Origin of the sequence: Vibrio sp. VGrn 2, from assembly GCF_009361695.1 — a bacterium.
Lineage (GTDB): Bacteria > Pseudomonadota > Gammaproteobacteria > Enterobacterales > Vibrionaceae > Vibrio > Vibrio diabolicus.
This window is the reverse complement of sequence record NZ_RBWD01000011.1, coordinates 37,200-62,814: the sequence shown is the minus strand read 5'-3', so window position 1 is coordinate 62,814 and position 25,615 is coordinate 37,200. Positions and strand designations below refer to the sequence as shown.

Annotated in this window: 24 protein-coding genes and 1 other RNA gene; 8 read left to right on the top strand and 17 right to left on the bottom strand. The window is 45.8% G+C overall.

The annotated features are described in order from the left end of the window. Positions 1–187 precede the first annotated feature (187 nt). An RNA gene (gene rnpB, locus D8S93_RS17345) (RNase P RNA component class A) lies at positions 188–615 on the bottom strand. A 167-nt stretch (positions 616–782) separates the two neighbouring features. Further along, positions 783–1,646: a 16S rRNA (cytidine(1402)-2'-O)-methyltransferase gene (gene rsmI / locus D8S93_RS17340; RefSeq protein ID WP_005396454.1), complete on the bottom strand. Its 864-nt coding sequence runs from the start codon at positions 1,644–1,646 to the stop codon at positions 783–785. A 68-nt stretch (positions 1,647–1,714) separates the two neighbouring features. Between rsmI and D8S93_RS17335 the strand changes: the two genes are divergently transcribed. Genes D8S93_RS17335 through D8S93_RS17320 form a run of 4 tightly spaced genes read left to right on the top strand, consistent with a single transcriptional unit; the run spans position 1,715 to position 5,162 of the window. Further along, positions 1,715–3,526, top strand: a complete 1,812-nt coding sequence (locus D8S93_RS17335) for a penicillin-binding protein activator (RefSeq protein WP_048626628.1) — start codon at positions 1,715–1,717, stop codon at positions 3,524–3,526. Continuing rightward, positions 3,513–3,881: a YraN family protein gene (locus D8S93_RS17330; RefSeq protein WP_012842156.1), complete on the top strand. Its 369-nt coding sequence runs from the start codon at positions 3,513–3,515 to the stop codon at positions 3,879–3,881. Before D8S93_RS17335 ends, D8S93_RS17330 begins: the two co-directional genes overlap by 14 nt. Before the next feature lie 3 nt (positions 3,882–3,884). Further along, positions 3,885–4,475, top strand: coding sequence for a phosphoheptose isomerase (locus D8S93_RS17325; RefSeq protein ID WP_005372901.1), 591 nt, complete (start codon positions 3,885–3,887; stop codon positions 4,473–4,475). 21 nt (positions 4,476–4,496) lie between these two features. Continuing rightward, positions 4,497–5,162 carry a BON domain-containing protein gene (locus tag D8S93_RS17320; protein ID WP_005396458.1) on the top strand — a complete coding sequence of 222 codons (666 nt, stop codon included), beginning with the start codon at positions 4,497–4,499 and terminating at the stop codon, positions 5,160–5,162. 71 nt (positions 5,163–5,233) lie between these two features. On the opposite strand, the gene sspB is transcribed toward D8S93_RS17320, so the two are convergent. From sspB to zapE, 8 genes are all read right to left on the bottom strand, one after another. Continuing rightward, entirely contained in the window at positions 5,234–5,719 is a 486-nt protein-coding gene (gene sspB / locus D8S93_RS17315) for a ClpXP protease specificity-enhancing factor (protein WP_031780550.1), read from the bottom strand. Between the two features lie 17 nt (positions 5,720–5,736). Further along, complete coding sequence (gene sspA, locus D8S93_RS17310; protein WP_005372897.1) at positions 5,737–6,372, bottom strand: stringent starvation protein SspA; 636 nt, start codon at positions 6,370–6,372, stop codon at positions 5,737–5,739. A gap of 96 nt (positions 6,373–6,468) precedes the next feature. Then, complete coding sequence (locus D8S93_RS17305; RefSeq protein WP_005372881.1) at positions 6,469–7,206, bottom strand: cytochrome c1; 738 nt, start codon at positions 7,204–7,206, stop codon at positions 6,469–6,471. After that, entirely contained in the window at positions 7,203–8,468 is a 1,266-nt protein-coding gene (locus D8S93_RS17300) for a cytochrome b (RefSeq protein ID WP_005372880.1), read from the bottom strand. The genes D8S93_RS17305 and D8S93_RS17300 overlap by 4 nt, the downstream gene beginning before the upstream one ends. After that, positions 8,468–9,058 carry a ubiquinol-cytochrome c reductase iron-sulfur subunit gene (petA, locus tag D8S93_RS17295; RefSeq protein ID WP_005396462.1) on the bottom strand — a complete coding sequence of 197 codons (591 nt, stop codon included), beginning with the start codon at positions 9,056–9,058 and terminating at the stop codon, positions 8,468–8,470. Before petA ends, D8S93_RS17300 begins: the two co-directional genes overlap by 1 nt. Positions 9,059–9,676: 618 nt before the next feature. Further along, the gene (gene rpsI, locus D8S93_RS17290) at positions 9,677–10,069 is read right to left on the bottom strand and encodes a 30S ribosomal protein S9 (protein WP_053396673.1); all 393 of its coding nucleotides are present in this window, start codon (positions 10,067–10,069) and stop codon (positions 9,677–9,679) included. A 15-nt stretch (positions 10,070–10,084) separates the two neighbouring features. After that, positions 10,085–10,513: a 50S ribosomal protein L13 gene (rplM, locus tag D8S93_RS17285; RefSeq protein WP_005396465.1), complete on the bottom strand. Its 429-nt coding sequence runs from the start codon at positions 10,511–10,513 to the stop codon at positions 10,085–10,087. 250 nt (positions 10,514–10,763) lie between these two features. Continuing rightward, positions 10,764–11,867, bottom strand: coding sequence for a cell division protein ZapE (gene zapE, locus D8S93_RS17275; protein ID WP_005395918.1), 1,104 nt, complete (start codon positions 11,865–11,867; stop codon positions 10,764–10,766). 195 nt (positions 11,868–12,062) lie between these two features. Between zapE and zapG the strand changes: the two genes are divergently transcribed. From zapG to degS, 3 genes are all read left to right on the top strand, one after another. After that, complete coding sequence (zapG, locus tag D8S93_RS17265) at positions 12,063–12,506, top strand: Z-ring associated protein ZapG (protein WP_005395919.1); 444 nt, start codon at positions 12,063–12,065, stop codon at positions 12,504–12,506. A gap of 203 nt (positions 12,507–12,709) precedes the next feature. Then, positions 12,710–14,077, top strand: coding sequence for a Do family serine endopeptidase (locus tag D8S93_RS17260; protein WP_047009069.1), 1,368 nt, complete (start codon positions 12,710–12,712; stop codon positions 14,075–14,077). 190 nt (positions 14,078–14,267) lie between these two features. Next, positions 14,268–15,332 (top strand): outer membrane-stress sensor serine endopeptidase DegS, encoded by a 1,065-nt coding sequence (degS, locus tag D8S93_RS17255; protein ID WP_005395921.1) that lies wholly within the window; start codon positions 14,268–14,270, stop codon positions 15,330–15,332. A 37-nt stretch (positions 15,333–15,369) separates the two neighbouring features. Here degS and parC read toward each other — a convergent pair whose 3' ends face one another. The 6 genes from parC to nudF form a co-directional block, all read right to left on the bottom strand. Further along, complete coding sequence (gene parC / locus D8S93_RS17250; RefSeq protein ID WP_152814463.1) at positions 15,370–17,655, bottom strand: DNA topoisomerase IV subunit A; 2,286 nt, start codon at positions 17,653–17,655, stop codon at positions 15,370–15,372. Positions 17,656–17,658: 3 nt separating this feature from the next. Continuing rightward, complete coding sequence (gene parE / locus D8S93_RS17245) at positions 17,659–19,539, bottom strand: DNA topoisomerase IV subunit B (protein WP_005395924.1); 1,881 nt, start codon at positions 19,537–19,539, stop codon at positions 17,659–17,661. A 249-nt stretch (positions 19,540–19,788) separates the two neighbouring features. Then, positions 19,789–20,373 carry an esterase YqiA gene (gene yqiA, locus D8S93_RS17240; protein WP_053808564.1) on the bottom strand — a complete coding sequence of 195 codons (585 nt, stop codon included), beginning with the start codon at positions 20,371–20,373 and terminating at the stop codon, positions 19,789–19,791. Between the two features lie 47 nt (positions 20,374–20,420). Beyond that, positions 20,421–21,227, bottom strand: coding sequence for a 3',5'-cyclic-AMP phosphodiesterase (gene cpdA / locus D8S93_RS17235; protein ID WP_005395929.1), 807 nt, complete (start codon positions 21,225–21,227; stop codon positions 20,421–20,423). A 61-nt stretch (positions 21,228–21,288) separates the two neighbouring features. Next, positions 21,289–21,732 carry a DUF1249 family protein gene (locus D8S93_RS17230; protein ID WP_005395930.1) on the bottom strand — a complete coding sequence of 148 codons (444 nt, stop codon included), beginning with the start codon at positions 21,730–21,732 and terminating at the stop codon, positions 21,289–21,291. Positions 21,733–21,735: 3 nt separating this feature from the next. After that, positions 21,736–22,383: an ADP-ribose diphosphatase gene (nudF, locus tag D8S93_RS17225; RefSeq protein ID WP_152814461.1), complete on the bottom strand. Its 648-nt coding sequence runs from the start codon at positions 22,381–22,383 to the stop codon at positions 21,736–21,738. Positions 22,384–22,612: 229 nt separating this feature from the next. Between nudF and tolC the strand changes: the two genes are divergently transcribed. Then, positions 22,613–23,947, top strand: a complete 1,335-nt coding sequence (tolC, locus tag D8S93_RS17220; RefSeq protein WP_152814459.1) for an outer membrane channel protein TolC — start codon at positions 22,613–22,615, stop codon at positions 23,945–23,947. Positions 23,948–24,124: 177 nt separating this feature from the next. Here tolC and hldE read toward each other — a convergent pair whose 3' ends face one another. Then, positions 24,125–25,555: a bifunctional D-glycero-beta-D-manno-heptose-7-phosphate kinase/D-glycero-beta-D-manno-heptose 1-phosphate adenylyltransferase HldE gene (hldE, locus tag D8S93_RS17215; protein ID WP_152814457.1), complete on the bottom strand. Its 1,431-nt coding sequence runs from the start codon at positions 25,553–25,555 to the stop codon at positions 24,125–24,127. Between the last annotated feature and the right edge of the window lie 60 nt (positions 25,556–25,615).

The following is a 25,615-nucleotide window of genomic DNA, read 5'->3' as shown; positions in this document are numbered from 1 at the left end:
TGCTCTCTCATGCTGAATATTTATAGCAAAAGATCAACCTACCATAGTGTACTGATTTCCCACATCATCGCCACCTCAAGTCTAAAGTCAGACGTGATTTAACGCCAAGTTTATTGGTAATGACAGGGTTTGCGTCAATAAAATGCAAAAAACCCATCACTACAAAAAGTAGTGATGGGTCTCGAATAGTTGGAGTCGACACATAAGCCGGGTTCTGTTCCGCTTGCGCGGCGGTAGCCATTCGTCTAGGCCAGCAATCGCTCACTGGCTCAAGCAACCTACCCGCCTCCTTACGCGAGCAACGCAATGTGGAGGCCTATTTGGTCTTGCTCCGGGTGGAGTTTACCCTGCAACGAACTATTGCTAGTCGTCCGGTGCGCTCTTACCGCACCCTTTCACCCTTACCTGTGCCCTAGGGCCATCGGCGGTCTTCTCTCTGCTGCACTTGTCGTAGGCTTGCGCCTCCCAGGCGTTACCTGGCACCCTGCTCTATGGAGCCCGGACTTTCCTCCCCTTTACCAGTCTCCCGAAGGACGTCAACGTCAGTCTCCCAAAGGACTTCAACGTCAGTCTCCCGAAGGACATCAGTAAAGCAGCGACTACCCAGTCAACTCCGAGGGCGGATTGTATAGAGTTATCTACTCAGAGTCTAGTGAGATCACAGATATGATGAAATGAATGCATTGAGTGGTGTTTTTTTAACCTAACCATCAAACATTGAGCCTAAAAAAGGCCGATATTTTCACATCGACCCGCTTTACCATGTGTCTCGTTAGCAGTGCTTAGTCTAAGTTTTCTAAGCCCCACTTATACAACGCATTCTTCTTCAAGTTATGAATTTCTGCCACCAAAGCCGCTGCTTTTTTCAAAGGCAGCTCTTTGGTTAAAATCCCTAATGTACGCAAGGCATCATCTGGCAATGAATCGTCCGCGGTTTCGCGGTGACCATGTACCAATAATACCATTTCGCCACGCTGTTGGTTATCGTCACTTTTCACCCACTCAATTAACTCACCTAATGGCATACCTTGAATGGTTTCAAAGGTTTTCGTTAGTTCTCTCGCCAACACGACTTCTCTATCTGGGCCAAGAACGTCTAACATGTCTTGTAGAGAGTCCAAAATACGGTGCGGTGACTCGTAAAAAATACACGTACGCTCTACCGAAGCAATCTCTAGGAATTTATCCTTACGGCCTTTGCTTTTCGGTGGTAAAAAGCCTTCGAAGCTAAAGCGATCGGATGGCAAGCCTGATGCACTTAACGCCGTAATGACCGCGCAAGCACCAGGAAGCGGCACAACTCTAACGCCCGCTTGACGACATTTTGTCACCAAATGGTATCCTGGGTCGCTGATAAGTGGCGTACCAGCGTCAGAAACTAACGCGATAGACTGACCGGAAAGTAGCTTTTCTACCAAAACCTGTGCTTTTTGCTGTTCATTGTGATCATGCAGAGCAAAAGTTTTGGTTTGAATATTGAAGTGAGACAGTAATTTACCCGTATGTCGAGTATCCTCAGCAGCAATGATGTCCACCGTCGACAGAATTTCGATAGCACGTTGGGTGATATCCGCTAAATTTCCGATTGGAGTCGGTACGATATAGAGAGTTGGCCCCTCATTCGGCAACTTATTTTTATCTGTCATTTGTTTACCATCACTTCAACGATTAATATAGAGACAATTTTGTACAAAATTATAGAGAACTCACGGCAATGATTAACCATAAGAGACTCAGTGTACCACGCATACTTACTCCTGTTGCACTAGCAATTACGCTCGCCGCCTGTTCTTCAGGTCCAAGACAGCCTGATGGCGTTGATGTAACACTTGAGCCTACTCAGTCTGTTCAGAACTATATGATCCAAGCTGATAGCACGGAAGGCAGTTTACAAAATGACTGGTTGATCATGGCAACCAAAGCCGCTATTCAAGCGAACCAGTTTGATCAAGCAGAACTGTTGATCAAACGTCTGGCTCGACAACAGTTGACCGAAGTTCAGCAAGCGGAGTGGCAACTGGCGCGTGCGACCATACAGCAAAAGCAAGGTAATTACTCGCAGTTGCTGCAATTGTTAAACTTTAAACCTTGGTGGAAATTGCCAAACGAGCAATGGAAAGACTATTACTTGATGCGTGCCGACGCTTATCAAGGCCTTAACCAAGCGTTTGAAGCAAACCGCCAGCTGGTTGCATTTGGTCAATACGCCTCGTCAGCAGAGCAGAGGGAAATCTCTAGCCGTATTTGGATGAACTTTGGCAGCTACTCAGAATATGAACTCACCTCATTAGAAACAGAGCCGAATGAGGATGTTCTAGACGGCTGGCTACAGCTGGCTGTTTATGCAAAAACGCTATCGGGCAACCTGTCCCAACTTAAAAATACGCTAGAGCGCTGGTTAAGCGAAAACCCTTCGCACCCTGCTGCTATCTATACACCAGAAGAGATTCAAAACATTCTCTCTCTTGATATCGTGAAGCCAAACAATACTGCTTTATTGCTGCCGCTGACGGGTAAGTTCTCACCACAAGCGCAATTAATTCGTGATGGTTTTGTGTTTGCGATGATGAATGATCGTAATCGAGATCCTAGTGCAACACTTACGGTGATTGACACCAATGCGTATAACGCTGACCAAATTAAACAACGCTTGATCAATGAAAACATCGATTTTGTTGTTGGCCCTCTAGAAAAAGAGAACGTGGAGTTGTTGCACACAACCATGGATGGCTCAGCAAATGGCCCTACCATTCCAGCCCTTGCGCTAAATATCCCCGAGGATGTGCAACCAGATAGCAATATTTGCTACTTGGCATTATCACCGGAACAAGAAGCCGCACAAGCTGCAAAACACTTGTTCAGCGAAGGCTACAACTTCCCTCTTATTCTTGCACCAAAAGGCAGCTTTGGAGAGCGTGTAACTGAGGCTTTCAACAAAGAATGGCGAAAGTACAGCTCTAACAAAGTCGCAGCAAGTTACTTTGGTGACAAGCGCCAACTTCAAAAAGACATCAATGAAGTATTTGGCCTGCAAGAGAGCAAGCAGCGTATCGCCCAGATGCAATCATTAATGCGAATTAAGCTTGAAACACAGCCACGTAGCCGTCGTGATGTTGATGCGGTTTATATCGTAGCTAGAAGCACTGAGCTGACTTTGATCAAGCCGTTTATCGAAGTAGCGATTAACCCTGATGCGAAAGCACCACAAATCTTCTCTAGTTCGCGTAGCAACAGTGGCGGCGCGACATACGAAGATCTAACAGGCATCATCTACAGCGACATTCCATTGCTGATTGACCCAGATCCTAGCGTAACCGCTGAAATGAACGAGCTTTGGTCAGAGCAATCTAACATGGAAAAACGTTTGAAAGCACTCGGTATGGATGCATATAAATTGATCGGTGAACTTCCACAAATGAAGGTCGTTCCTGGTTACTCAGTCGGTGGCCAAACCGGTATTTTAAGTATCGACAACAACTGTGTTGTACAGCGTGAATTGAGCTGGGCTGAGCGTGGGGCTCTTTAGTAAGCGCCAAATCGGAAATCAATATGAAGCTCTGGCGAAGCACTATTTGCAACGCCAGGGCTTGCGCTTTATTGAACAAAATTTCCTGACCAAGGTCGGTGAGATTGATTTAATCTTCCAACAAGGTGAAACTATCGTGTTTGTTGAAGTCAAATATCGTAAGAACGATCACTTTGGCTCAGCAGCAGAAATGGTAACGCACGCAAAAATGCGCAAGCTAATCAAAACTGCACAAGTTTGGCTTAGCCAACAAAAGCGCTTAAAACACAATATCGATTATCGGTTTGATGTCATCGCTATTCATGACAATGGGCGAGATATCAACTGGATAGAAAACGCAATCTCTGAAGGATAAGCGATGCTAGACAGCATTAAAGACAGCTTTACAGAAAGTATTCAAATTCAAATCGCAGCAGCAGAGGCGCTGCCCGATGCCATTACTCACGCGGCCCAAGCGATGGTCTCAAGCTTGCTCAATGGCAACAAAATTTTATGTTGTGGTAATGGCGGCAGTGCTTCAAACGCTCAACAATTTGTTTCTTGTCTTTTAAACCGTTTTGAAACTGAGCGCCCTAGCCTGCCTGCAATGGCCTTAACAGCCGATAATACAACCCTGACCGCTGTTGCAAACGACTACCACTACCAGGAAATTTTCTCAAAACAGGTACGAGCGTTTGGCCAGCCAGGCGACATTCTGCTTGCCATGTCGACTAGCGGTAACAGCAAAAATATTATCAAAGCGATGGAAGCGGCCGTAACTCGAGACATGACGATTATCGCGCTAACAGGCAAAGATGGCGGTGAGATGGCAGGACTGCTTGGTGAGAACGACGTCGAAATTCGCATTCCATCACACCGCACTGCACGTATTCACGAAGTACATATGGTGACACTCCATTGTCTTTGTGATCTTATTGACCAGGTGCTTTTCCCTGCTCATGAAGAGTAACCAAGACTGAGGGTCAGAATTATGATACGTAGCCTCGTTATCTTATTAACAGCATTGAGTTTAAGTGGTTGCGCTGGCTTGTTTATCGCTGGCGCTGCAACCACAGCAAATATTGTCACGGACACACGCAGTACAAAACAAATTTGGCAGGACAACAACATCGAATTCGAAGTTGCGGCGATCGGGAATAAGGCGCCGTTTAAAGGTGAGGTTCGTGTGGTTGCCAGCTCCTATAACGGTACGGTTGTTCTTATGGGTCAGGCTCCAACGCAAGACCTTATCCATGCTTTAGAGCGAAGAGCTCGAGAAGTTAGTGGTGTGAAAGTCATACACAATCAAATCAAACAAAAAGAGCCACTCACTGTCACTCAAATTAGCAACGACAGCTGGATCACAACCAAAGTAAAATCAGCCTTGCTTACCGACTCTGAGCTCAATGGCGTTAAGGTTAAAGTGATCACTGAAGACGGCGACGTTTTTCTGTTTGGTTATGTCACACCAGAGCAAGGCGAGCGAGCGACAGAAATCGCGCGTAATATCTCTGGCGTAAAACAAGTCATTAAAGGGTTCCAATATGGCGAAATGGAACCTGTTGAAGTGGACTTACCGAGTGACGGTGTACAAACAATAGAAAGTGAGACAAACGCGGAAAATGAAGCCAACGTCGAAGCATTTACGATTGAGTAATTGCGAAACATCACTTGAAAACACGTCAAGACACTAAAAAGAAAAAAAAGCAGCGTTACGCTGCTTTTTTATTATTTAATCACTCTTAAGCTTGGTTTGCCTTTTGGTCGAGGAGCATCGTCCTCTTCGGCATCCGAATCAGAGGCTAACTCAGAAGGCTCATCGCTAACCGTTGTAAACGATGGAGATGATTCTTCCTCGGTCATCGCTTCTTCTTCGATGTGAGTGTACGCTTCTTCTGGTTCAAACATAGTACCAGCACCATTCTCACGCGCATAAATAGCTTGGACAGCATACACAGGCACAATTACTGAGTGTGGACGGCCGCTAAAGCGAGCATGGAAGGTAATCGCATCATTACCTAACTCAAGATTACCCACCGCACGTGGTGCAATATTCAAAATAATTTGACCATCTTGAATAAACTCAACCGGTACACGTACGCCCGGCATCGTTGCATCCACCACCAAGTGAGGAGTCAAGTCATTGTCTACTAGCCAATCGTAAAATGCACGAAGCATATACGGACGGCGAGCAGTCATTTTTGCAATATCCATAACGTGTTTAAAATCGCTTAGCGAACTAGGCGCATTTCACGTTCAGCTTCAGTTAGGGAAGCAAGGAACGAATCACGTTCAAATACGCGGTTCATGTACACCTTGATTTCTTTTGAACCAGGGCCAACCAGATCGATACCAAGTTGAGGCAAACGCCACAATAATGGAGCCAGGTAACAATCGATCAAGCTGAATTCTTCGCTCATGAAGTACTCATATTCAGCAAAAATTGGCGCTAATGTTAGAAGATCATTACGCAGCTTTGTGCGTGCTTTTTCTGATTCTTCCGCATTACCTTTCATCACTTTTTCAGCGAGTGAATACCAGTTGCGTTCGATACGGTACATCATCAAGCGGCTGTTACCGCGAGCAACAGGGTAAACCGGCATTAGAGGTGGATGAGGGAAACGCTCGTCCAAGTACTCCATGATGATTTTTGAATCGTAAAGAGCTAGCTCACGGTCAACAAGAGTTGGCACTGATTTATATGGGTTTAGCTCAACAAGCTCAGCAGGAAGGTTTGCTTCGTCAACAAGCTCAACTTCAACACTTACGCCTTTTTCAGCTAGTACAATGCGAACCTGATGGCTATACAAATCTGATGCACTTGAGAAAAGAGTCATCACAGAACGTTTATTGGCAGCTACAGCCATGGAGCCCTCCAGTACACTTACAAATAAAAACAATGGAGGCTAAGCCTCCATTGTACATCAATTAAAATTGGGAATTAGCACGGTATTTTAGCACAATTAATGCACATCGCGCCAATACTCTTTCTTGAGCATCACGACAACGATAGTTAGAAGCACTAAGAAGCCCATTACCCACCAACCTAAAGCATGACGCTCAAGCTGCACTGGGTCACCTGAATAAACCAAGAAGTTCACTAGGTCGCCAACCGCTTTGTCGTATTCGCCTTCGCTCAGCTCACCCGTACCGTCTGTTTCAGTACCAACAACAACTTGTACTTCTTCGCCATCTACGATTTTCGTATCGTAAATCGGCGTCGGGATACCTTGTAGCTCTTCGAGCACATGTGGCATACCAACACTCGGGAAGACAATGTTGTTCACGCCGAATGGACGAGATGGATCAACATAGAAAGAGCGTAAGTAAGTGTATAACCAATCAGCACCACGAACTCGTGCAACCAACGTAAGATCTGGTGGTGGAGCACCAAACCAATTTGCCGCTTGCTTCGGTGGCATTGCGTTGACCATTAGATCACCGATTTTCGCTTCAGGATTGAAAATCAGGTTTTCTTTCATTAAGTCTGTTGGAATTTCCAAGTCTGTTGCTACACGCTCATAACGCTGATACTGCGTTGAGTGACAAGCAAAACAGTAGTTCATGAACAACTTCGCACCGTTTTGTAGCGAAGCTTTATCCGTTAGGTCAACATTCGCTTTATCAAGCGGAACGTTAGCCCCCGCTGCCATCGCTAGTGATGGCAACATAGCAAATAGAATTACAATCCACTTCTTCATTTGAATGTCACCCTCTCTGGTAATGGTTTGGTTGCTTCATTTTTGCTGTAGAAGAACAGCAACACAAAGAACATGAAGTAACACAAGCTAAAGATCTGAGATAGTAGTGTGTACGTTGGTGTTGCAGGTAACGCACCTAAAATACCCAGAGCGATAAAGGCGATAGTGAACTGTACAATATTCAACAGATGAAGTTTGCTACGGTAACGGTATGAACGAACTTTACAACGATCCAACCAAGGTAGAACAAACAGCACTGCAATTGACGCACCCATTAGGATAACACCTAATAGTTTGTCTGGAACCGCACGTAAAATTGCGTAAAACGGCGTGAAGTACCATACCGGAGCAATGTGCTCTGGTGTCTTCAGTGGGTTGGCCGCTTCAAAGTTAGGCGGTTCAAGGAAGTATCCTCCCATTTCTGGGTTAAAGAACAGCACGTAACAGAAGAAGAACAAGAAACCAGCCACACCAACTAAGTCCTTAACCGTACCGTATGGGTGGAAAGGAATAGAGTCGATAATGTCGTATTTCTTCGTGTAGTAATCGTGGAACTTGAACTGTGTCTTGTAATCATCGCCCATTGAACCTTTTGGTAGCTTAGTTTCGATACCATCAGGGTTGTTTGAGCCGACTTCGTGCAGCGCCAATACGTGCAGAACTACAAGAAGAAGTAGAACGATAGGCAGTGCGATAACGTGTAGCGCGAAGAAACGGTTTAACGTTGCACCAGAGATGATGTAGTCACCACGGATCCAAAGCGTTAGATCATCACCGATAACAGGAATCGCACCAAACAAAGAAATGATTACCTGCGCACCCCAGTATGACATCTGACCCCATGGCAGTAGGTAACCCATGAATGCTTCAGCCATTAGAACGAGGAAGATCAACATACCGAAGATCCACAATAGTTCACGAGGTTTTTGGTATGAGCCGTAGATCAGGCCACGGAACATGTGCAAGTACACAACAACGAAAAACGCAGATGCGCCAGTTGAGTGCATGTAACGTAGAAGCCAACCGTACTCTACATCACGCATGATGTACTCGATAGAAGCAAACGCACCGTCACCAGAAGGAACGTAGTTCATCGTTAGCCAAATACCCGTTAGGATTTGGTTAACCAGAACCAGCATCGCCAGAGAACCGAAAAGGTACCAAAAGTTGAAGTTCTTAGGCATTGGGTATTCAGACAAATGCTTTTTATAAGCATTCATTGCAGGAATACGCTTTTCAACCCAGTCTAACATTGCTTGCATTATGCATCCCCCTCATCAACACCCACAATGAGCTTGGTGTCGCTCAAATACATGTGCTTAGGAACGACAAGGTTCAATGGAGCAGGTACCCCTTGGAACACTCGACCAGCCATATCGAACTTAGAACCATGACAAGGACAGAAGAAGCCAGATCTTACGCCCTGGACCTGCTCTGAGAAAGAGTCTGGTAGATAGGTTGGTGAACAACCTAGGTGAGTACAGAAACCAACAGCGACAAAAAACTCTTCCTTAATCGAACGAAACTCATTCTGAGCGTACTCAGGCTGCTGTTCCATTTCAGATTGCGGATCACGAAGCTTATCGCCGATCGTTTTTAAGTTATCTAGAACGCTTTGAGTGCGGCGAACAATCCATACAGGTTTCCCCTGCCACTCGACACGAACCAGCTGACCTGGTTCAATTTTACTTATATCCACTTCCACCGGTGCACCTGCCGCTTTGGCTTTGGCACTCGGATTCCATGATTTGATAAAAGGCACGGCGACGGCGACTGCCCCTAACCCACCAACAACTGCCGTTGTAGCGGTTAGAAAACGCCTGCGACCGTTATTTAAAGGCGCGTTGCTCATCCAAACATTCTCCCATTTGCTCCCTTTGGATCGTTATTATTCCGCTTATAAGAGCATGGCTAACAAATAATGAATTTAGTTCTATTTATTGGAGGGAAATGATAAAGAAAACCCTACTTTTTGACAAGATAAAGCTACCTTTTTGTAACATTTGTGAGGCAAATCGCTCGCGTCGTCACAAAAGCGGCAGAATTATAAAAAATTGATGTGATTTGTAACAAGAAAGCACAACATGGAAGTTCTGCTGAAAGCTATTCAAACCTTTTATCTTGGTAGTTTTCAGTTAATTACACAGCAAAATATTTCTTAGTGCGCATTCAACTTACGTTGTTTGTATTTTCACTTTTGTAGCATGCCGCATACGCAAAAAAAACGAGTAGGCATTTTAAAACATGTTGCAGGGATATTAAGACGTAAAGGCACCCACAGCAGATAAATAAGCTTATGACGTATGGTAAGGAAGAAGCCTTACTCTGAGCCTAGTTATAAGTGAATACAAATGGATATTGATAGGCAGGTATTATTTCTTTAAAAACAAAAAAGCCCGGCATAGAGCCGAGCTTTTGGTACACAGTTTCCAGAGTAACTCTGAAAAGCAGAATTTCCAATAAGAGGAAATTAACGCTTAGAGAACTGTGGACGACGACGTGCTTTACGTAGACCAACTTTCTTACGTTCAACGCAACGAGCGTCACGAGTAACGTAGCCAGCTGCACGTAGCGCAGGACGTAGAGATTCATCGTATTCCATAAGCGCGCGAGTGATACCGTGTCGGATAGCACCAGCTTGACCAGAAATACCGCCGCCTTTTACTGTTACGTAAAGGTCTAGCTTCTCAGTTAGCTCAACTAGCTCTAGAGGTTGTTGTACAACCATGCAAGCTGTTGGACGACCGAAGTATTCGTCAAGGTTACGCTTGTTTACTACAATGTTGCCGCTGCCTGGTTTAATAAAAACACGTGCAGCTGAGCTTTTGCGACGGCCAGTGCCGTAGTATTGATTCTCTGCCATTTTCGAAATCCCCAATTAGATGTCTAGTACTTGTGGTTGTTGAGCAACATGGTTGTGCTCAGCGCCTGCGTAAACTTTAAGCTTACGGTACATAGCACGGCCTAGAGGACCACGTGGAAGCATGCCTTTAACTGCAAGCTCAAGAACCATCTCAGGTTTACGATCGATCAGCTTTTCAAAAGTGATAGATTTTAGACCACCTGGGAATTCAGAGTGACGGTAGTACACTTTGTCTTTAGCTTTGTTACCAGTTACAGCAACTTTCTCAGCATTGATAACGATGATGTAGTCACCAGCGTCAACGTGAGGAGTGTATTCAGCTTTATGTTTGCCACGTAGGCGAGATGCAATTTCACTTGCTAGACGGCCAAGAGTTTTACCTTCAGCGTCTACAACGTACCAGTCGCGTTTTACAGTTTCTGGTTTAGCAACGAAAGTTTTCATGCTAATAATAACCCGTTAATTAAAATTTAAACTTTAAGGAACACCGTTCTGGTGCTCCCACACTGTCTAAGAGCCCAGTCATCACCCCTTCGAGTCGTTGGTACTCTCGACCTTCAATTTCGAAATAACTTCGATAATCCGGTCTGCAGTAACGGTGGGTCGCAAGATTATAGAGAAGAGCGAAGAAAAAATCACCTTTTTTTGCGCCAAATCACTAATTTTTTCTTCACTTTTTAAGAACCCACTAGATTTAGGCCAAATGCTCACGCGCGAGGTACTCATGACTTTGCATCTCAGTGAGCCGAGACAAACAGCGCTTAAATTCAAACTCGAGCTGCCCCTCAGTATATAAGTCTTCCATTGGTACTTCAGCAGAAATAATCAACTTCACATTGCGCTCGTAAAACTCATCGACCAGTGCGATAAAACGCCTCGCAGCGTCATCTATTTTTCGGTTCATCTGTTGAACGTCCGCCAGTAATACCGTGTGATAAATTCGGGACAGCTCAATGTAGTCATTTTGACTACGAGCGGTTTGGCATAACTGAGCAAAAGACGCATGCAGAACCCCATCACTCGCTTCAATTACCTCAAGCTGACGGTGATTAACTTCGATTTGATGAGCGACGATCTGACGTTCGCCCGTCAGCTGCTGATAATACTTGTTGAGGTTAATGTTGGCCTGTTCATCAAGTGGATAATGGTATATTTCGGCCTGTTCAAGCGTTCTTAAGCGATAATCAACGCCACTATCAACATTCAACACGTCACAGCGTGCCAAAATCATATCAATTGCAGGCAAAAAGCGCGCTCTTTGTAAGCCATTACGATATAAGTTCTGCGGTTCGATGTTTGAAGTCGCGACTAGGATCATCTGCCGCTTGAACATCTCTTGGAGTAACGTTGCAAGGATCATCGCATCCGTAATGTCAGAGACAAAAAATTCATCAAAGCAAACCACATCCGCTTCTTCTTTGAATTTATCCGCTACTTTTGCTAGCGGATTTTCGACATCACCTAACAGCTTCAACTCATCATGTACTCGATACATGAAGCGGTGAAAGTGTACGCGCATTTTTCTTTGGGTTGGTAAAGCATCAAAAAACGCATCCATGAGGTACGTTTTACCGCGTCCGACTCCTCCCCAAAAGTAAAGACCTTTTGGGGGTTCAGGCATGTCGATTTTTTTCCCCATGAGCTTTTGCCATTTGGAAAGCTGGGGCACAGGAGCTGACTGAAATTCAACGATAGCATGGTAAAGCTTATCTAATGCAACGACCGCTTGATACTGAGCTTCATCACGCTGAAACCCGTGTTCTGCTATGTCTTTTTGATATTGTTGTAGTGGTGTCATCGTATTAAGTCGTATAGAGGTACTGGGAAAAGGGTTACCTCGGGGTCAACTTTGAGAATAGAGAGAAGTAGTTATCAGTCCCCGAAGACATACTGCTATTTTTCTTTATCGGCTGTTCAAGCCATAGTAACATGGACTAGCACCGCGTGTAACTAAGTAGTAAAAGACTTGTTAAAACAACTATAAGGAGCAGTTATGCCTTGGATTTATGCCATTGTGGGTTTGCTGGTCGGTACAATCGTAGGCGTAGTCATTAGTAGACTAACCACCCCTGAATACAAGAAACAAAAGTCTGTGCAGAAAGAACTTGAAGCGGCCAAGTTTGAACTAGAGCAACAACGTCAAGAGCTCGTCGATCATTTTGCACAAACCGCAGAAATGTTGGATACACTAGGTAAAGATTACACCAAGCTGTACCAACATATGGCTAAGACCTCTTCTGAGCTTTTGCCAAACTTGCCAGAGCAAGACAACCCGTTTGATAAGAAAACGGCAATGTCTTCTGAAGCTATTGCAGAAGATCAACCAGAGTTTAACGAACAGCCAAAAGACTACGCCAATGGCGCAACGGGTCTTTTAAAGGATCAAGAGAAAGAAATCATTAATGCTCCCGAAGCGGTAACCGCAAAAGCATCATAACCTTCTCTTACCTCTACCTACTAGGGCCGATACATTTGTATCGGCCCTTTTTTGAACTTTTTCTTCTTACCTTTGCTCTAACTTGGATGTGAACTGCCTCCCCCTTTGATTATCCGAACTAGGCCCTATATTAGTTATTAACAAAGTGAACTAACCGTTCGGATATTTCTTTTTGGCAGACATGTTTCAAGAGGAGTTATTGGATGAAAAAACCACTGCTTGCGCTCACCGTTCTATCTCTGAGTTTGGGCTCTATTATTGCGCCAGTTCAAGCCACCGCCGCATTACCTTTAAATGTGGATGGCCAACAGTTACCTAGCTTGGCGCCCATGCTTGAGAAAGTAACCCCTGCTGTTGTGAGTATTGCTGTAGAAGGCAAACAAGTACAAACCAGCCGTATTCCCGAACAATTTCAATTCTTCTTTGGACCGGACTTTCCGATGGAGCAAAGGCGCGAGCGCCCGTTCAGAGGTTTAGGTTCTGGTGTCATTATTGATGCGAAAAAAGGGCATATCGTCACTAACTACCACGTAATCAAGGGCGCGGATGAGATTCGAGTTCGCCTCTATGATGGTCGCGAGTATGACGCTACGCTCGTTGGCGGCGATGAAATGGCCGATGTTGCGTTGCTTAAATTAGAAAAAGCGAAAAACTTAACGCAAATTAAAGTCGCAGATTCCGACAAACTTCGCGTAGGTGACTTTACGGTTGCGATTGGTAACCCATTCGGACTCGGTCAAACCGTGACGTCGGGCATCGTCTCAGCGTTAGGCCGTAGTGGCTTAAACGTTGAAAACTTCGAAAACTTCATCCAAACCGATGCCGCAATTAACAGCGGTAACTCTGGTGGTGCATTGGTCAACCTTAATGGTGAGCTGATCGGTATTAATACTGCGATTTTAGGCCCTAACGGCGGTAACGTGGGGATTGGCTTTGCGATTCCATCCAACATGATGAAAAACCTCACCGAGCAAATTCTAGAGTTTGGTGAAGTCAAACGCGGCATGTTGGGTGTACAGGGCGGTGAAGTAACCTCTGAGCTGGCTGATGCATTGGGTTACGAGTCGAGTAAAGGAGCCTTTATTGGACAAGTCGTACCAGACAGCGCAGCCGATAAAGCTGGATTGAAAGCCGGTGATGTAATTGTATCGGTAAACGGCAAAGAGATTAATACTTTCTCAGAGCTCCGCGCAAAAGTGGCAACGCTAGGCGCAGGAAAAGAAATCACGTTAGGTGTGGTTCGAGATGGTAAGAATAAAACCTTTGATGTAACGCTTGGCGAATCTACAAATATGAAAGCCAAAGCCGAAACATTACACGAAGGGCTCAAGGGTGCGGAATTAAGCAATACGACACCAAGTGATGCAATTCAAGGCGTTAAAGTATCGAGCGTTGCAGATAACTCTCCGGCTGCTCAATATCAATTACAACAAGGGGACATCATTATCGGTGTAAACCGTCAGCGCGTGAAAAACCTTGCTGAGCTTCGTGCAATCGTGGATAAGCACAAAGGCGTATTGGCTCTGAATATTCAGCGTGGCGAACGTACTATTTATCTTGTTATTCGTTAGTCACTTTCAAAGTAATAGGAAATAAGGTTTTCGATGCATAGCATCGAGTAATAAGCCTCGAATACTTTTCCTTATCGCTCAATAGCTAATGAAAAGGGCAGCACGATTCCGTGCTGCCCTTTTGTTATTTTTCAATGTAATGCTATTCTTCATCTTCTATGCCATTTTGGCGCTCATGCATGGAGAGGATATGCTCAGCTTTTTATTACGTTCTGTCTTTTTAGGCTTGGCTACTGCCGCAGTGGTATTACTGGCGGTGCCATCTTTGCGCAACAACGTAATTCCTGCCGCGCTAGATCCGCAACCTGTTAATATCGCGTCCGTTGAGTTGACATTTAATCAGGCGGTGCGAAGAGCAGCACCTGCCGTAGTAAACATCTACAGCCGTAAATATGTTGAAAATGATCGCAGTAAACTCTCGACTCAAGGTCTGGGTTCAGGTGTCATTGTCAGTGAGAAAGGCTACATCATTACCAACTACCACGTGGTTGCTCAAGCTGATCAAATTGTTGTGGCATTACAAGACGGCAGAGCCGCAGCGGCTCAGCTAGTTGGCACGGATAAACGCACAGACATTGCCGTACTGCGTGTCGAAGGTTCAAATTTACCTGTTATTCCTCTGAACTCTAATTACAAGCCACAAGTGGGTGATGTGGTCCTAGCCATCGGTAACCCATACAACCTTGGGCAAACCACAACGTTCGGCATTATTTCAGCAACAGGACGCTCATCGATTAGCGACGGTCGCCAAGCATTTATTCAAACCGATGCCGCCATCAATGAGGGCAACTCTGGCGGTGCTCTAGTGAACACACAAGGTGAGCTCGTCGGCATCAATACCGCCTCTTTCCAACAAGCGACTGATTTAGAAACTTACGGTATTTCCTTTGCGATTCCTGCGCCGCTAGCCAGTAAGATCATGCAGAAAATCATCGCTGATGGCCGCGTGATTCGTGGTTATATTGGAATCGACGGCCAAGACATTAATGCGGTCACTGCTCGTCTACTTGGAAATGAACACATAGGTGGTATTGTCGTGCTTGGTATTGATCCAAATGGCCCAGCCAATGCAGCAGGCTTCCAAAAGCAGGACATCATTATCAGTATTGATGGCAATAAAGTGCAAGGGCGTCAGAGCGTCATGGATATCGTCACCGATTTACGTCCTGGCACCACCGTGGACGTTGGCATCATTCGCAAAGGAAAAGAGATGAGCTTGAAAGTCACCATTGCCGAAGACAAGCAAGAAGCATAAAAAATCCCAGCCACTGGCTGGGATTTTTATTTGTGCGTTACTCGCTATCGCTCGGTGTTTCCGTCGTATCGGAATCATCCAGCTCAACTTCAATGCGAGTGACTCGCTGCAAACCTCTTGGTAATAACCCACCTCGGCGACCACGTTCGCCACGGAAGTTATCAAGGTCAGACGGTTTAAGACCCAACTTTCGCTTACCCGCGTACAGCGTTAACGATGCACCTTTTGGTAAAGACATTAAGTGAGATAGTACTTCTTCTCGCTCTTTTGCTTTAGCAGCAGGAATATTGATGATCTTATTCCCTTTACCTTTCGCCAGTTGTGGCAGGTCTTTGATTGGGAACAGCAGCATGCGACCTTGGTTAGTGATTGCTAAGATTTCATCAGAATCTAAATCTTCAATCGCTTTTGGCGTCATGACCTCAGAGTTAACCGGCAAAGTGACCAGCGCTTTACCACTGCGGTTTTTAGACAGCAAGTCAGCGCCTTTACATACAAAGCCGTAACCTGCATCAGAGCCCACCAGCCACAGCTGATCTTCTTCACTCATGATCACTTGGCGAATACTGCTACCAGCCGTAATATTCAAACGACCGGTAATCGGCTCACCTTGACTACGAGCAGAAGGCAGCGAGTGCGATTCCAGAGAGTAACTTCGACCGTCACTACCTAGGAATACCGCAGGCTGATTACTCTTACCTCGTGCGTGCGCTAAGTATTTATCACCCGACTTATAGTTCAGGCCTTCTGCATCTACGTCATGGCCTTTCGCGTGACGAATCCAACCTTTCTCAGAAAGCACAACCGTAATTGGTTCGCTTGGAACAAGATCACGTTCAGTAAGCGCTTTTGCTTCTGCACGCTCAACCAATGGAGATCGACGGTCATCACCGTATTTCTCAGCATCCGCTTTGATTTCTTTTTTCAGTAGTGTGTTTAGACGACGCTCAGAACCGAGTAGCAGTTCTAGCTTCTCACGCTCTTTCTCTAGTTCGTCTTGCTCACCACGGATCTTCATCTCTTCTAGTTTGGCTAGGTGACGAAGTTTGGTGTCTAGAATCGCATCCGCTTGGATATCGGTAATACCAAAACGTGCCATCAATACCGCTTTAGGGTCATCTTCAGTACGGATGATCTCAATCACTTCATCTAGGTTTAGGTAAGCAACCAACAAACCTTCCAAAATGTGTAAGCGAGCCATGACTTTGTCTAGGCGGTGTTGTAGACGGCGACGTACGGTCGTACGACGGAACTCAATCCACTCTGACAGAATTTGCACCAGACCTTTAACTTGAGGACGATTATCCAAACCAATCATGTTCAAGTTAACGCGGTAGCTGCGCTCAAGATCCGTTGATGCGAACAAGTGGTTCATCAACAAATCACAATCGACGCGGTTTGACTTAGGTACCACAACGATACGCGTTGGGTTCTCGTGATCCGACTCGTCACGAAGATCGTCAACCATTGGTAGCTTCTTCGCACGCATCTGGTTGGCGATTTGCTCAAGCAGTTTTGCACCCGATACTTGGTGTGGCAGAGAGGTGATAACGATATCAGAACCTTCTTTGTGCCACACCGCGCGCATCTTGATGCTGCCGCGACCGTTGCGGTAAATCTTCTCAATATCCGCTTGCGGCGAGATGATTTCTGCTTCTGTTGGGTAATCCGGACCTTTAACATACTGCATCACGTCCGGCAGTTCTGCTTTCGGGTTGTCGATCAAATGAATAGTCGCATCTGCAATTTCACGAACGTTATGCGGAGGGATATCTGTTGCCATACCAACCGCAATACCGGTTACACCGTTAAGCAGGATATGAGGCAGGCGTGCTGGCAACATTTGTGGCTCTTTCATTGTGCCATCAAAGTTAGGTTGCCATTCAACCGTACCCTGGCCCAGTTCGCCTAGCAATACTTCAGCAAACTTAGACAGTTTTGCTTCGGTATAACGCATTGCCGCGAATGATTTCGGGTCATCTGGCGCACCCCAGTTACCTTGACCATCCACTAATGGATAGCGGTAAGAGAATGGCTGAGCCATCAATACCATCGCTTCGTAACACGCTGAATCACCGTGCGGATGGTATTTACCTAACACGTCACCAACCGTACGTGCAGATTTTTTGTATTTTGCTGATGCAGAGAGACCAAGCTCCGACATCGCATAAATGATGCGTCGTTGAACCGGCTTTAAGCCATCACCAATGTATGGCAAGGCGCGGTCCATGATTACGTACATCGAGTAGTTCAGATAAGCGTCTTCAGTGAACTTGCGCATTGGCAACTGTTCGACGCCATCGTAGGTAATTTCTGTAGACATCCGTTACACCTCTGCCAAGTCGCCGTTGTTTTGTAGCCAAGAACGACGGTCATCTGCACGCTTTTTGCCCAGCAGCATGTCCATCATTTCCATGGTCGCCGTAGAGTCGTCAATGGTTAGCTGCACTAAGCGACGCGTGTTCGGATCCATGGTGGTTTCACGCAACTGAAGTGGGTTCATCTCACCCAGACCTTTGAATCGTTGCACGTTGATTTTGGCTTTCTTCTTCGACAAGCGCTCTAAAATGCCATCTTTTTCATCGTCATCGAGGGCGTAGAACACTTCTTTCCCGCAATCGATTCGATACAGAGGCGGCATCGCCACATAGATATGGCCCGCTTCAACCAGTGCACGGAAGTGACGAGTGAACAGTGCACAAAGCAGCGTTGCGATGTGAAGACCATCCGAGTCCGCATCGGCAAGGATACAGATCTTACCGTAACGAAGACCATCAAGGTTATCGCTGTCAGGATCAATCCCCAAAGCCACTGAAATATCGTGTACTTCTTGAGATGCTAATACTTGGTCAGCAGAGACTTCCCACGTGTTCAAGATCTTACCACGCAGTGGCATCACAGCTTGGAACTCACGATCACGTGCCTGTTTTGCCGAGCCACCCGCAGAGTCACCCTCCACAAAGAAGATTTCAGTGCGACTTAAATCCTGTGCTGAACAGTCGGTCAACTTACCTGGCAGTGCCGGGCCGGACGCCACTTTCTTACGTACGACTTTTTTCGCTGCACGCATACGACGGTGCGCATTAGCGATACAGACTTCTGCCAATTGCTCTGCTAGCTGAGGCTTTTCGTTCAACCAAAGACTGAACGCATCTTTTACTACGCCAGAGACAAATGCCGCAGTTTGACGAGAGGACAGACGTTCTTTGGTCTGGCCTGCAAATTGCGGATCTTGAATTTTAACCGACAACACGTAAGAACAGCGGTCGAAAACGTCATCACCCGTTAGCTTCACGCCACGAGGTAATAGATTACGGAACTCACAGAATTCGCGCATCGCTTCTAACAAGCCTTGGCGTAGACCATTAACGTGCGTACCACCTTGAGCGGTTGGGATCAGGTTAACGTAGCTTTCGGTGATCATCTCACCACCTTCTGGCTGCCAAATTACCGCCCAGTTTGCCGCTTCGGTATCCGCCAAGAACTCACCAGTAAATGGTTCTTCAGGAATAACTGGGTAGCCTTTTACGCCTTCCGCAAGATAGTCTTTAAGACCGTCTTCGTAGTACCACTTATAGTCTTTACCATTAACTTTGTCGGTTAATGTAATTTCTAAACCCGGACACAAAACCGCTTTTGCGCGCAGATTATTGACTAGGCGCGTAACAGAGAAGTTAGCCGAATCGAAGTACTTCGCATCAGGCCAGAAATGCACGCTGGTACCGCGATTGCGACGACCACATGTGCCGGTTACGGTCAGGTCAGAGACTTTATCACCGTGCTCAAATGCAATTTCATACACTTGGCCATCACGACGAACGGTTACTTCAACGCGTTTTGACAACGCGTTTACTACCGAAATACCTACCCCGTGCAAACCACCAGAGAATTGGTAGTTTTTGTTAGAGAACTTACCACCTGCGTGCAGCTTGCATAGGATTAACTCTACGCCTGACACTTTCTCTTCAGGGTGGATATCAACAGGCATGCCTCGACCATCATCGATCACTTCTAGTGATTGGTCGGCATGTAGGATGACTTGTACTTTTGAGGCATGTCCGGCTAGCGCTTCGTCGACACTGTTGTCGATAACTTCTTGGCCCAAATGGTTTGGGCGCGCTGTATCCGTATACATCCCTGGTCGGCGACGTACTGGCTCTAAGCCATTCAGTACTTCAATGGCACCAGCATTATATTGTTCAGTCATAATACGGAATTATTCTCAAAGTTTACTTGTTGCCTGAATATCACCAATGGGTGAACCCATACTCAGGAAACGAAAAAGCCACCCTGTTCACATCACTAAGTGCTTGTAAACATGATGCATAACAAAGTAGCCAGGGTCCTCGACCCTTAAGATCTTTTGGCAAAACATAGTCGGAAAGCATACCGCCCATGTCAAGAAACGGTTGGATATATCAATAAAAACTATGAGCCTTTTCCAATCGCTTTCGAATTACAGTTCTAGAAATTCGATAATCTGTGCAGGATAACGCTCAAAGCCTACAAAACTGTGATCACCGCCTTGTTCTACTGTTTGCTTAGCGTCTGCAAACTTATCTACCGCTTGTCGATAGTCTAAAACCTCATCTTCTGTTTGCTGCAACAACCAGAAAGAATGTGGCGACGCGATGCTTTGTACATCAAGAGCTTTTAACTCGTCAATATGACAAGCTTCAAGTGTATAGGTTTCGTGCGTATAAGGGTTAGTTTGCTCACCCAAATAATCTACTAACAACTCATAGGGCTTAACCGCGGGGTTGACCACAACCGCTTTAAATCCAAACTTGTCATTTAGCCACGTTGACATAAAGCCGCCTAATGAGCTGCCCACCAGACCAATGTTATAATCGTCTTTATATTGTTCGATGATATCCAACAACATTTTCGCCGCTTGTTGAGGATAACAAGGTAACTGGGGAACAATCACTTTGATATCAGGACGATGCTGCTCGCAGTATGCTCTCATCACATTGGCTTTCATTGAAAGTGGGGAGCTGTTAAAACCATGGATATACAGAAGAAGTGAAGGTTTACTCATAGATATCTCGCACAAAAAAGCAAGCCCGAACATAGAGCTCGGGCGCGTTAGTATCCGTTAGAAGAGAAGTCTGGTTGGAACTGGCCGTCAGGAAGTCGGCCCACTTGGGTCGTAATCTCACCACAAGCGTGCAACTGCAGTTCACGCCAACCAGGCGAAGTCGTATCGAGGGCAAAATCATCCGAGTTGGGCTTAAACTGAACACACGTCGAGGGTGTTGCCATCACTCGAATGCCATTATGAAGTACATTCATGTCTTGATGAACATGACCACAGAGAATGCCTTTCACGTTATCAAAACGATCGACAACCTGCCAGAACGCTTCGGCATCTTTTAAGGTATGTTGATCAAGCCACGCGCTTCCCACTAATAATGGATGGTGATGCAGCAACACAAGTGTGTGCCTTTCTGGGTGTTCTGCTAACTTTTCTTCGAGTAACGCTAACTGCTGATCACTCAAGCGTCCGTGGGGAACGCCAACAACTTGCGAGTCTAAAAGAACCAACTGCCAATGCGCGCCAAGCAATACATGCTCTGCCGCTTTGATTTGTTGCGAAGGTAATACACTGCCCATATTGGGCTTGTAGTCATGATTACCAGGCAGCCAAAAGCAGTCTTTCTCTAGCGGTTCAATGCCTTCGGCAAAGCGCTGGTAAGATTCTGCACTATGGTCTTGGGAAATGTCCCCTGTCGCCAAGATGTAATCAAACGTCACGTTGCGGCGTAAAACATCAGCAACAACAGCGTTAAAGCTATCGGCCGTTTTTACGCTCAGCAAACTTCCCTCATCGGCAGCAAACAGATGAGTATCCGTAATTTGTAAAAGTTTGATGCTGTCACTAGATGATTGCAAAATGAAAACCTGATTCGTCCACTATATCGTTATTTGTTATTTTCCTTTCGTGACGTGACGATCAATTGAAGGCAAGTGGTGTTCTACTGATACCACTTCGTAAACAAAACGTCAGCCATTCACCGAGGAATGTGTTTAGTTGATGCTTTTCATCTTTCTGCATCAGTTGGTCGTTGGGATAATCATACTTAGCTTTTATGCGAGAGAACTCTCCGCTTGAGCATACTTCGGCTACTCTCGCATCGTGATAAAGCCTGACAGACATCGTCGGTAAAGGAAACACTGGCGTTTCATCACTCTGACATATCTCAACAACTGTGGTGTATTTTGTGATTTCATTCACGGTCAGTTGGTAAACCATGTTCGCCGCTTGATAGCAGCGTACATCCCCAACTTCGGCAGAAGCAGGCAATAAGGCGTTCAATTTAGCGTAGTTGGTCTCATAGGTTCTCATTAGACCCGCTAAATCAACATGATACCTCTGTTTTTCAGCCACTTGTGCCATTACTTACTCTCCACCATTTGGGGTTGCCACCCACTGTGACTTCAACTCTTGATGGTTTAATTGCAACCATTGCAACGCAATAATCGACGCACCATTTTCAAATTTTCCGTCTTTCACCCATTGATATGCTTGCTCACGACTCAAAACATGTACGCGAATATCTTCATTCTCATAGTCTAAACCATGAATGCCGTGCGCTTTAGATGCGTCCACTTCACCAACAAATACGTCCAACTTTTCCGAGCAACCGCCAGCTGAAGGGTAATAAGAAGTGACTGGCGCAACACGCCCCACTTGTATCCCCGCCTCTTCGACAGCTTCTCGGCGAATGACGGCTTCAGCTGATTCATCACGGTCAATCATACCCGCGACAATCTCTAGCTGCCATGGGTGTTGATGCTCTAAGGCTCCTACTCGAATCTGTTCAATGATAACCACTTGATCCGTATTTGGATCATAAGGAAGCATCGCTGCAGCATGACCACGCTCGAACATTTCTCGTTCGACAACCTCGCTCCAACCTCCAGCAAATAGCTTATGCTGAAAGCGATATTTCACCATTTTGAAAAAGCCTTCAAATAAGGTTTCTTTCGAGATGACTTTTACATCTTGCGAAGTAAAATCCTTTTGTTGTTTGTCACACTGTTGCATTCGACACCTCTCTGAGTGAATCTTGTAGTTTACTCATTGTTATTCGCTTGCTCAAAGGACTTGGCTCAACTTTTTGTACAATAGTTACAAATTAATTTAAGTCTTTGGTGAAAATTTATTGCACAACTGGATAATTACGTGTAAAAAAGTGCAAACTTTAGAGTAAATATCGTGCAAATTGAGTTAAACTACTGAGAATTAACCAATCTATTGACCGCGGGAATAGAAAATGAAAAAATTGCTTCCACTATTTATCAGTGCAGCGCTAGGTAGCATGAGTACGTCTGCGTTCGCAGACTCTTTGGCTGAAATCTACGACTTAGCAAAACAAAATGATCCACAATTGCTCAGTGTAGCAGCACAACGTGACCAAGCTTTCGAAGCAATCACCTCAAGCCGTAGTGCTCTATTACCACAAATCAACCTAACAGCGGGTTACGACATCGCTCGTGGTGAGACTGACTACGACAACAACAGTATCGCGGTACAAGATCGTGATAACGACCAAAACGTGTTGTCTGCAGGTGTTGGCTTCTCTCAAGAGTTGTACAACCGTGCATCTTGGATCACGCTAGATACGGCTGAGAAAACGGCTCGCCGTGCAGACGCAACGTACGCAGCAACACAACAAGGTTTGATCCTTCGTGTTTCTCAAGCTTACTTTGAAGTACTGCGTGCACAAGACAACCTTGTGTTCGTTCGTGCAGAAAAAGCAGCCGTTGGCCGTCAGTTAGAACAAACTAAACAACGTTTTGAAGTAGGTCTATCGGCAATCACTGACGTACATGATGCACAAGCACAGTACGATGCAGTACTAGCCGATGAAGTATTGGCAGAAAACGATCTGATCAACAGCTACGAATCACTACGTGAAATCACAGGCCAAGAGCACAAGAACCTGAACGTTCTAGACACTGCTCGTTTCTCTGCAAGCCGCTCTTCTGAGCCAGCAGAAGCTCTGATTGAAGAAGCGAAAACAACTAACCTGAGCCTACTGTCTGCACGTATCGCACAAGACATCGCTCGCGACAACATCTCGCTAGCAAGCTCTGGTCACCTACCAACACTATCTCTTGACGGTGGTTACAACTACTCTGACACTGCAGAGAGCACAGCGGATAACACAACAGATGGTTTCAATGTTGGTGTGAACCTAGCAGTGCCTCTTTACACTGGTGGTCGTACAACGTCTGAAGTGAAACAAGCGGAATTCGGTTACGTATCTGCGAGTGAAGATCTAGAAGCAGAATACCGTAGTGTTGTGAAAGAAGTGCGTGCACAGAACAACAACATCAACGCTTCTATCGGCGCACTCAAAGCGTACGAGCAATCTGTAGTCTCAGCACAGTCTGCACTTGAAGCAACAGAAGCTGGTTTCGATGTAGGTACTCGTACTATCGTTGACGTGCTAGACGCAACTCGTCGTCTATACGATGCGAATAAAAACCTATCGAACGCTCGTTACGACTACATCTTAAGTGTTCTTCAGCTACGCCAAGCCGTTGGTACGCTAAGCGAACAAGACATCTTAGACGTTGATGCAGGTTTGAAAGCAGCAAAATAATTGCTGACTGAATGCTTCAATTCTCAATAAATAAAAACGCCAGTTGATTTATCAGCTGGCGTTTTTTATTGCTTGCAGTTAAGAGGCTAAAGTGTCTCAGAACATCAAGTATCAAAAAGGCCGCACTTGGCGACCTTTTACAAACAAATAGCGTTTCAATGCCAACAAATCGTAGGCTTAGCCCTTACCGCCTTTGATTGCATTGATGATTTCACTGGTTGAGCAACCATCCTCAAAGTTCAATACACGAACTTCGCCACCTGCTGCGATGACTTCTTTACCACCAGCAATCTCTTCTGGTTTGTAATCACCACCTTTTACAAGCAAGCTTGGCAGAACTTCCGAGATCAAACGTTGCGGCGTATCTTCACTAAATGGTACAACCCAATCCACAGCGCCCAAACCTGCCAATACCGCCATGCGGCGATCGGTTGGATTCACAGGACGACCAGGCCCTTTAAGACGCTTCACTGATTCATCGGTATTCACCGCAACAATCAGGCGCTCACCAAGTTCTGCAGCGTGATTGAGGTAAGAAACATGCCCAGCGTGAAGAATATCAAAGCAGCCGTTTGTCATGACGACTTTCTCGCCACGTGCACGTGCTTTTTTCACTGCTTCAATCAGCGCTTTTTCTGAAATCACACCGTAATCCGTGTCTTGGCTGCCATGTACCGCTTCTGCCAGTTCAATTTCAGACAAGGTCGAGGTACCAAGCTTACCAACAACAACGCCTGCCGCAGCATTCGCTAGTGCACACGCTTCTTCGAAGGATTTACCCGCTGCAACTGAAGCTGCAAGTACAGAAATCACCGTATCACCAGCACCTGTCACGTCGTACACTTCTTTCGCTTGAGTCGGAAGGTGGAATGGCTCTTGACCACGGCGGATCAACGTCATGCCGTTTTCACTACGCGTAACCAGTAGCGCTTCAAAATCAAACTCTTCAACAAGCTGAAGTGCTTTTTCAACCAGCTCTTGGTCTGATTTCACTTTGCCAACGACATCTTCAAACTCTTTCATGTTTGGTGTTAAGAGTGTTGCTCCGCGGTAGCGTTCAAAATCCGCACCTTTAGGGTCAATGAAAACTGGAATGTTTGCTGCGCGCGCTTTTTGGATGTATGCCTGAACATGCTCTAACGAGCCTTTTGCGTAGTCAGACATAATCACGGCTTTAACGTTTGGCAGAGCGGCATCCATACGCGATAGCACAGGTGCAGAATCCGTGTTTTCAAACTTATCTTCGAAGTCGAGACGAATAAGCTGTTGTCCACGGCTCATTACGCGAAGCTTCGTAATCGTTGGGTAATCCGGCAGTGCAACGAAATCGCATTTCACATTGAGTGAGCTCAGCGTCTCCGTCAGCACTTTTGCAGGCTCATCTTCCCCTGTTAGACCAACAATGTGAGCATGGCCACCTAGTGATGCGATATTCATCGCAACGTTCGCAGCACCACCAGGACGCTCTTCATTGTTTTCTACTTTTACAACAGGAACCGGCGCTTCAGGAGAAATACGTCCGGTTGGGCCATACCAGTAACGATCTAGCATGACATCACCGATGATGAGCACACCAGCGCTGTTGTAATCAGGTAGAATTGGTTTCATTATTGGTCTCCAAAAATTAAATCGAAGTGAGTTTATCACAGCCCTTATCGAGGCTAAATA

Bases quoted from the DNA above. Each gene is read 5' to 3' on its own strand.
- rsmI (WP_005396454.1), bottom strand. From the start codon at position 1,646: ATGACAGATAAAAATAAGTTGCCGAATGAGGGGCCAACTCTCTATATC.
- D8S93_RS17335 (WP_048626628.1), top strand. From the start codon at position 1,715: ATGATTAACCATAAGAGACTCAGTGTACCACGCATACTTACTCCTGTT.
- D8S93_RS17325 (WP_005372901.1), top strand. From the start codon at position 3,885: ATGCTAGACAGCATTAAAGACAGCTTTACAGAAAGTATTCAAATTCAA.
- D8S93_RS17320 (WP_005396458.1), top strand. From the start codon at position 4,497: ATGATACGTAGCCTCGTTATCTTATTAACAGCATTGAGTTTAAGTGGT.
- sspB (WP_031780550.1), bottom strand. From the start codon at position 5,719: ATGGATATTGCAAAAATGACTGCTCGCCGTCCGTATATGCTTCGTGCA.
- sspA (WP_005372897.1), bottom strand. From the start codon at position 6,372: ATGGCTGTAGCTGCCAATAAACGTTCTGTGATGACTCTTTTCTCAAGT.
- D8S93_RS17305 (WP_005372881.1), bottom strand. From the start codon at position 7,206: ATGAAGAAGTGGATTGTAATTCTATTTGCTATGTTGCCATCACTAGCG.
- D8S93_RS17300 (WP_005372880.1), bottom strand. From the start codon at position 8,468: ATGCAAGCAATGTTAGACTGGGTTGAAAAGCGTATTCCTGCAATGAAT.
- petA (WP_005396462.1), bottom strand. From the start codon at position 9,058: ATGAGCAACGCGCCTTTAAATAACGGTCGCAGGCGTTTTCTAACCGCT.
- rpsI (WP_053396673.1), bottom strand. From the start codon at position 10,069: ATGGCAGAGAATCAATACTACGGCACTGGCCGTCGCAAAAGCTCAGCT.
- rplM (WP_005396465.1), bottom strand. From the start codon at position 10,513: ATGAAAACTTTCGTTGCTAAACCAGAAACTGTAAAACGCGACTGGTAC.
- zapE (WP_005395918.1), bottom strand. From the start codon at position 11,867: ATGACACCACTACAACAATATCAAAAAGACATAGCAGAACACGGGTTT.
- zapG (WP_005395919.1), top strand. From the start codon at position 12,063: ATGCCTTGGATTTATGCCATTGTGGGTTTGCTGGTCGGTACAATCGTA.
- D8S93_RS17260 (WP_047009069.1), top strand. From the start codon at position 12,710: ATGAAAAAACCACTGCTTGCGCTCACCGTTCTATCTCTGAGTTTGGGC.
- degS (WP_005395921.1), top strand. From the start codon at position 14,268: ATGCTCAGCTTTTTATTACGTTCTGTCTTTTTAGGCTTGGCTACTGCC.
- parC (WP_152814463.1), bottom strand. From the start codon at position 17,655: ATGTCTACAGAAATTACCTACGATGGCGTCGAACAGTTGCCAATGCGC.
- parE (WP_005395924.1), bottom strand. From the start codon at position 19,539: ATGACTGAACAATATAATGCTGGTGCCATTGAAGTACTGAATGGCTTA.
- yqiA (WP_053808564.1), bottom strand. From the start codon at position 20,373: ATGAGTAAACCTTCACTTCTTCTGTATATCCATGGTTTTAACAGCTCC.
- D8S93_RS17230 (WP_005395930.1), bottom strand. From the start codon at position 21,732: ATGGCACAAGTGGCTGAAAAACAGAGGTATCATGTTGATTTAGCGGGT.
- nudF (WP_152814461.1), bottom strand. From the start codon at position 22,383: ATGCAACAGTGTGACAAACAACAAAAGGATTTTACTTCGCAAGATGTA.
- tolC (WP_152814459.1), top strand. From the start codon at position 22,613: ATGAAAAAATTGCTTCCACTATTTATCAGTGCAGCGCTAGGTAGCATG.
- hldE (WP_152814457.1), bottom strand. From the start codon at position 25,555: ATGAAACCAATTCTACCTGATTACAACAGCGCTGGTGTGCTCATCATC.